The organism is Acidovorax sp. HMWF018 (genome assembly GCF_003061035.1).
In the GTDB taxonomy this organism is placed as follows: Bacteria; Pseudomonadota; Gammaproteobacteria; order Burkholderiales; family Burkholderiaceae_C; genus Acidovorax; species Acidovorax delafieldii.
Genome location: NZ_QAIM01000493.1, coordinates 983 through 6,376, shown reverse-complemented (window position 1 = coordinate 6,376; position 5,394 = coordinate 983). Strand labels below are relative to the sequence as shown.

The 5,394-nt window shown below is 66.2% G+C and carries 6 protein-coding genes; 4 read left to right on the top strand and 2 right to left on the bottom strand.

Going from position 1 to position 5,394, the window contains the following annotated elements; genetic code table 11:
• Window positions 1–440: 440 nt before the first annotated feature.
• The 4 genes from DBR23_RS21150 to DBR23_RS21135 all read left to right on the top strand — a co-directional run bounded on the left by DBR23_RS21150 (window position 441) and on the right by DBR23_RS21135 (window position 3,305).
• On the top strand, window positions 441–659 hold the full coding sequence (locus DBR23_RS21150; protein WP_056057504.1) for a CsbD family protein: 219 nt from the start codon (window positions 441–443) through the stop codon (window positions 657–659).
• Between the two features lie 110 nt (window positions 660–769).
• Window positions 770–1,351: a hypothetical protein gene (locus DBR23_RS21145; protein WP_056057507.1), complete on the top strand. Its 582-nt coding sequence runs from the start codon at window positions 770–772 to the stop codon at window positions 1,349–1,351.
• 167 nt (window positions 1,352–1,518) lie between these two features.
• Window positions 1,519–2,055, top strand: coding sequence for a hemerythrin domain-containing protein (locus DBR23_RS21140; protein WP_108499504.1), 537 nt, complete (start codon window positions 1,519–1,521; stop codon window positions 2,053–2,055).
• A 203-nt stretch (window positions 2,056–2,258) separates the two neighbouring features.
• Entirely contained in the window at window positions 2,259–3,305 is a 1,047-nt protein-coding gene (locus tag DBR23_RS21135; RefSeq protein ID WP_015012168.1) for a sensor domain-containing diguanylate cyclase, read from the top strand.
• A gap of 104 nt (window positions 3,306–3,409) precedes the next feature.
• Here the strand turns inward: DBR23_RS21135 and DBR23_RS21130 are convergent, their stop codons facing one another.
• Both DBR23_RS21130 and creD read right to left on the bottom strand, forming a co-directional pair.
• Window positions 3,410–3,769, bottom strand: coding sequence for a hypothetical protein (locus tag DBR23_RS21130; RefSeq protein ID WP_233250644.1), 360 nt, complete (start codon window positions 3,767–3,769; stop codon window positions 3,410–3,412).
• Complete coding sequence (creD, locus tag DBR23_RS21125) at window positions 3,766–5,202, bottom strand: cell envelope integrity protein CreD (protein ID WP_108499503.1); 1,437 nt, start codon at window positions 5,200–5,202, stop codon at window positions 3,766–3,768. Before creD ends, DBR23_RS21130 begins: the two co-directional genes overlap by 4 nt.
• Between the last annotated feature and the right edge of the window lie 192 nt (window positions 5,203–5,394).

Here is a 5,394-nt window from a genome sequence, read left to right as displayed (position 1 = left end):
GGGGAGGGGCAGGCCCTCTGGTGCCTCTGCAACCGCGGTTGTCAGAGTCTCCTCGTATGGATGTGTCATGGTGGTCGTGGTCAAAAAGCCTGCCGCTGGCAGCACAGCCATGACTAAATCACACGCCACGCCCGCCTGGAAACACAAGTGTTACCAAGCGAAACACTCCTATGCAATGCCCGCTGCGCCGGCGGCCTGAATGATGGGCCATTGCAACACTTTGTACTTCGCATGGAGCCCTCGCTCGTCTTCGCCAGAGGGTGGGAGCCACTTCATCGGCGATGTCCGTCACGCCCGTAGTCCTGTGCTGACGTGTGCTGCGTGGCATGGACTACGGCGCCGTCGCCAGATCATTTTTACAGTGAATTCCATCGCATCACGCAAAGGTTCCACGCACTCCGAGTGGATGGCTGAAGCGAAGTTTTTTGAGGAGTTACACCATGAATGAAGACACCATCAAGGGCAACTGGAAGCAGTTCAAGGGCAAGATGATCGAGCAGTGGGGCAAGCTCACGAACGACGACTTCGATGTCATCGACGGCAAGCGCGAACAGTTCCTGGGCAAGCTGCAAGAGCGCCAGGGCATCGCCCGCGACGTGGCCGAAAAGCAGCTCAAGGAATGGCAAGACCGCCACCCCGACTTCCGCTTCAACGACTGATAGCGCGACCGCGCTGCGGGGCTTTCGCCCCGCCCCCGCCAGGCCACCCCTGGCGCACAGCCCCTACAAGATTCACACCCATTGCATTCCATTTCATCGAGGAGAAAACCATGACATTCCAACGCACCCTGATCGCCGCCTGCGCCGCCGGTCTGATGGCTACCACCGCTTTTGCCATGACCCCCGCAGAGCACAAGGCCGCCAAGGACAGCATCTCGGCGGACTACAAGATGAACAAGCAAAAATGCGATGCCCTCAAGGCCAACGCCAAGGACATCTGTATGAAGGAAGCCAAGGGCACCGAAGACGTGGCCAAGGCCGAGCTCGAAGCCCAGTACAAGCCCAGCGCCAAGGCCAGCCAGAAGGTGGCTGAAGCCCGTGCCGACGCCGCCTACGCTGTCGCCAAGGAAAAGTGCGACGACCTGACCGGCAACGCCAAGGACGTGTGCGTGAAGGATGCCAAGGCCGAACATGTGAAGGCCAAGGAAAACGCCAAGGTGGCCGCCGCCCAGGCCAAGCCTGCAGACACAGCGGCCGAGAAGGCCGCCAACGTGGCCGAGGCGCGCAAGGACGCCACCGCCGAGAAGAATGAAGCCAACTACAAGGCTGCCAAGGAGCGCTGCGAGACGATGACTGGCGACCTCAAGTCCAAGTGTGTGGACGACGCCAAGCGCATGTACGGCCAGAGCTGATGGGGCGGGCGCTGGGCGCCCAAGTCCCTTGCACTACCAGGCCCTGCCCGCCGCGCGCGGTGCAGGGCCTGGCTGCGTATGGCGTGGCCATGACCTGCATCAACACCCGGCCGGGCCGGGGCTTCTAAGCTCGCACCTTCGTCTGATCTGCCCGCCCAAGGAGTCCCATGGCCCACCTCGAATGGTCTGATGCGTTGAACCTCGACCTGCCCCTGATGGATGACACCCACCGGCAGTTCGTCGACTTGCTGGCCGCTGTGGACCAGGCCGGTGACGCCGACCTGCTGCCCCGCTGGCGCGCGCTGGTGGAGCATACCGAGCAGCATTTCGGGCAGGAAGACGACTGGATGGCCTCCACCCGATTTGCATCGGGCAACTGCCACAGCATGCAGCACAAGGTGGTGCTGCAGGTGATGCGTGAAGGCACGGCCCACGCCGAACAGGGCGACCTGAAGGTGCTGCGCGTCATGGCCAGCGAGCTGGCGCTGTGGTTTCCGCAGCATGCGCAGAGCATGGATGCCTCGCTGGCCCTGCACCTGCGCCGTGTGGGGTTTGACCCTGTGACCGGCGTGGTGCACGCTCCCGGCGCGTTACCGGGTGCGTTGATCCACGGTTGCGGTGGGGCCACGTGTTCGGACACCGACGCCCCGGGTGCGAGCGAGCCCGCTGCCCAACGCGATATCGCGCCCGCTGTGGCCGCCTGACAGCGACGCAGCTGCGCTGTCTGTCCGCAGCGGCAAGCGTCAGCAGACGCTGAACGAACAAACGAGAGGCAGGCACAACAAGGCCAGAGCACCGCCCTGGCGTGACCCGGGGGCCATCGGGCTTTCACCCGTGCAGCCGTCCTGCTTGTGTGGCATGCTGCCCCATCTCAAGGCAATTGGGGGCGGCGCGGCCGCTTCGCATCATGGCCGACACCACCCCTCCCGACGACCCCTGCGACGACACGGCCCGTCTCCAGGCCCTGCAGCGCTACGGCATTCTCGACACGCCCATGGAGCCCGCCTACGACGAGCTGGCCGACCTGGCGGGCTACGTGTGCGAAGCGCCCGTGGCATTGATCAGCCTGCTGGACAGCCAGCGCCAGTGGTTCAAGGCCGCCCGTGGGTTTGCGCTGCGGGAAACCCCGCTGAGCGAGTCGGTGTGCCGCTATGCCATCCGCCAGTCCGGCGTCTTCATCGTGCCCGACCTGGCACAAGACCCGCGCTTTGCGCACTATGCGATCGTCACGCAGAAGAACCCACTGCGCTTTTACGCCGGGGCGCCGCTGGTCACGCCCGATGGCTTTGTGCTGGGCACGCTGTGCGTGCTGGACCACCGGCCGCGCGAGCTGTCAGCCAAGGTGCAGGACCTGCTCAGTGCCCTGGCGCGCCAGGTGATCCGGCTGCTGGAGCTCAAGCGTGCCAACGACCGCCAGGGCCAGATGCTGATGGAGCTGGAGGCGGCGCGCCACCAGATGGCGGTGCTGGCCCACACCGATGTGCTGACCGGGTTGGCCAACCGCCGCTCGTTCACCGATCGCCTGCGCCAGGAATGGGCACTGCTGCAGCGCGGCAATGAGCCAGCCAGCCTGTTGATGATGGACCTGGACCACTTCAAGCGCGTGAACGATGTGTACGGCCACCATGTGGGTGACCAGGCGCTGCAGCTGTTTGCCACCCTGTGCCGCGATGTCTTCCGCGCGGCCGATGTGCTGGGGCGCTGGGGGGGCGAGGAGTTTCTGGCCCTGTTGCCCGCCACCGGGCTCGACCAGGCACAGGTGGTGGCCGAGCGTGTGCATGCGGCGCTGGCCGCCCACCCGTTGCCCGGCATCGAGCCGGCGCTGGTGCTGTCGGTCAGCATGGGGCTCACCCTGTTCGACCCGCTGCGGCCGCTGGACATCACCCTGCGCCTGCTGGACTCTGCGCTCTACACCGCCAAGCGCGAGGGGCGCAGCCGCACCGTGGTAGTGTAGATGCTCTGTTTTTGATAGCTGCCGGCGCATATTGCACTAGCGCTACCACCCGTTTTTACTAAAAATTGTGCCCCTGGGGCCTGCGCACGGCCCCCGGGACACCTTCAGAACTCCGGGTGGCGCGGCACCAGCAAGGCCGCTGTGCGCCACGCCAGGTCGCGCAGCGCCCGGCGCAGGGCGGGCGAATCTGCAGCGCCGCTTGCAGGCCCTCCGTGGCTGTGGTCCGCCTCGGCACGGTGGGGGCAAAAGGCTGCGTCCAGCACCTGCTGCTTGGCGCAGTGCAAGGCCAGCCGGTCCTGCGACCGCAGGGCCGCCATCAACTGGTCGCGGTGGCGCTGCACGCGGGCCGCTTCGGCGGCGGTCAGCGCAGGGCCCCTTGCGGGGCCGGTGCTGGCGGGCGGCGTCAGTGCCTGGGCCTGCGCCAGGTACTGGGCCCAGCGGGTGGTCTGCGCGGCGGCGTTCATGCAGCCTCCGCGCGCGGGGCTGCGGGGCGCTGCACGGGCGGCATGGTGGGGCGCGGGGGCGTGCCGCCCTGCGACAGGCCGTACCAGTTCACCTTGCGCGTCAGCACCATCACCGCTGCCAGCACCAGGAAGAGCGCAATCGCACCCACCACCAGCGCTGTCTGCTCCAGCTGCAGCAGCACGTACAGCAGGCCATACAGCAGCGCAATGCCCGCCCCCAGTGGCACACCGCGCGTGAGCCCGCCCAGCATGTGGCTGGCGTAATAGGCCAGCAGCAGCACACACGCGCTCGCGGCCACCGCGTACCAAATGCCAAACGGCAGGTGCTCCGACAGGCTCACCAGCAGCAGGAAGAAGCTGCACAGCGCGCTGCCCACCAGCAGGTACTGCACCGGGTGCACACGCAGCTTCTTCATCAGCTCGAACAGGCCCACGGCCACGAAGGTGAGGGCGATGAACAGCACGCCGTACTTGGTGGCGCGGTCAGAGAGGGAATAGGGATTCACCGGGTCGATGAAGGCCACGCTAAAGCTGTCGGCGCAGTCGCCCGGCGTGGCCCCGCTGTGTGCATAGTCGCTGCCCTCATCGGCGCCCAGGCAGATGCGCTTGCCATTCGCAATGTCGGCCTGCGCCGTGGTGGCCAGCGACGACAGGCGCCACTGGGCCGAAAAGCCGGTCTTCTTGACCTCGCGCTCCGACGGCAGAAAGCGCCCGGCAAACGACGGGTGGGGCCAGCTGCTGGTCATCAGCACCTCGGTGTTGCCGCCCAGCGGCACGATGGCCAGGCGCTCGGTGCCCACCAGCTCCAGGTCCAAGGTGGCCGTAAGGCCGTCGGCCTTGCCGCGCACGGATTCGGGCAGCACCGCATGCAGGCCCCGGCTGTAGGTGGGGTGGAAGGTGCCGGGCTTGAGCGCCAGCGCCTGGCTGCCCATGGTGAACTGCGCGGTACGGATGCCGCGCGCATCGCCCACGGCCATCATCACGATGGGCGCGCCGCAGTGCATGCGCGAATTCTTCATGCTGCTCTGCGGCAGCAGGCTGGCCAGCGACCCCCATTGCGCCGTCACGTTGGCCTTGAGGTTGTAGGTGTTCACCTTGTGCAGCCCGCGTGCGCGTTCTTCCATCGCGGCGCCGGTGGTGAGCTTGAGCTGCTCGGGCATGGCGGTCAGGATGAATTCGCGGCGCCTTTCGACCATGCGGCGCTCGTCACCCTTGCCGACTTCTTCATCCCAGCTCTCCACGCAGGCGCTGTGGATCATGGGGCCCATCAGCGTCTGCGGCCCGGCCAGGCTCTCGGCCACGCTTTGCGCGGTGATGCTGCGGTAGCGCAGCCTGTCGCGCACCACGTCTTCGATCAGGCCCAGGCCAAAGAGCAGCAACACGGTGATGGCGGTCAGCGCCGCCAGCTTGGTGAACAAGGGGTGTTTGAACAAAAGATCCTCCACAAGTGACTGTTGTGGGGGGAGTGTTGTGGCGCGCTGTGAGGGCGCTATGAAGTTTGTGAGGCCAGTGTGAAGTGGCGGGGGTGACGTGCGAAGTGCGAAGTGGGGCGCTGGCAGAATCGACCGCCTGTGTCATCCACCTGGGAGTGCCATGCGAAAAACAGCGTCCCGTTTCATGCCCCC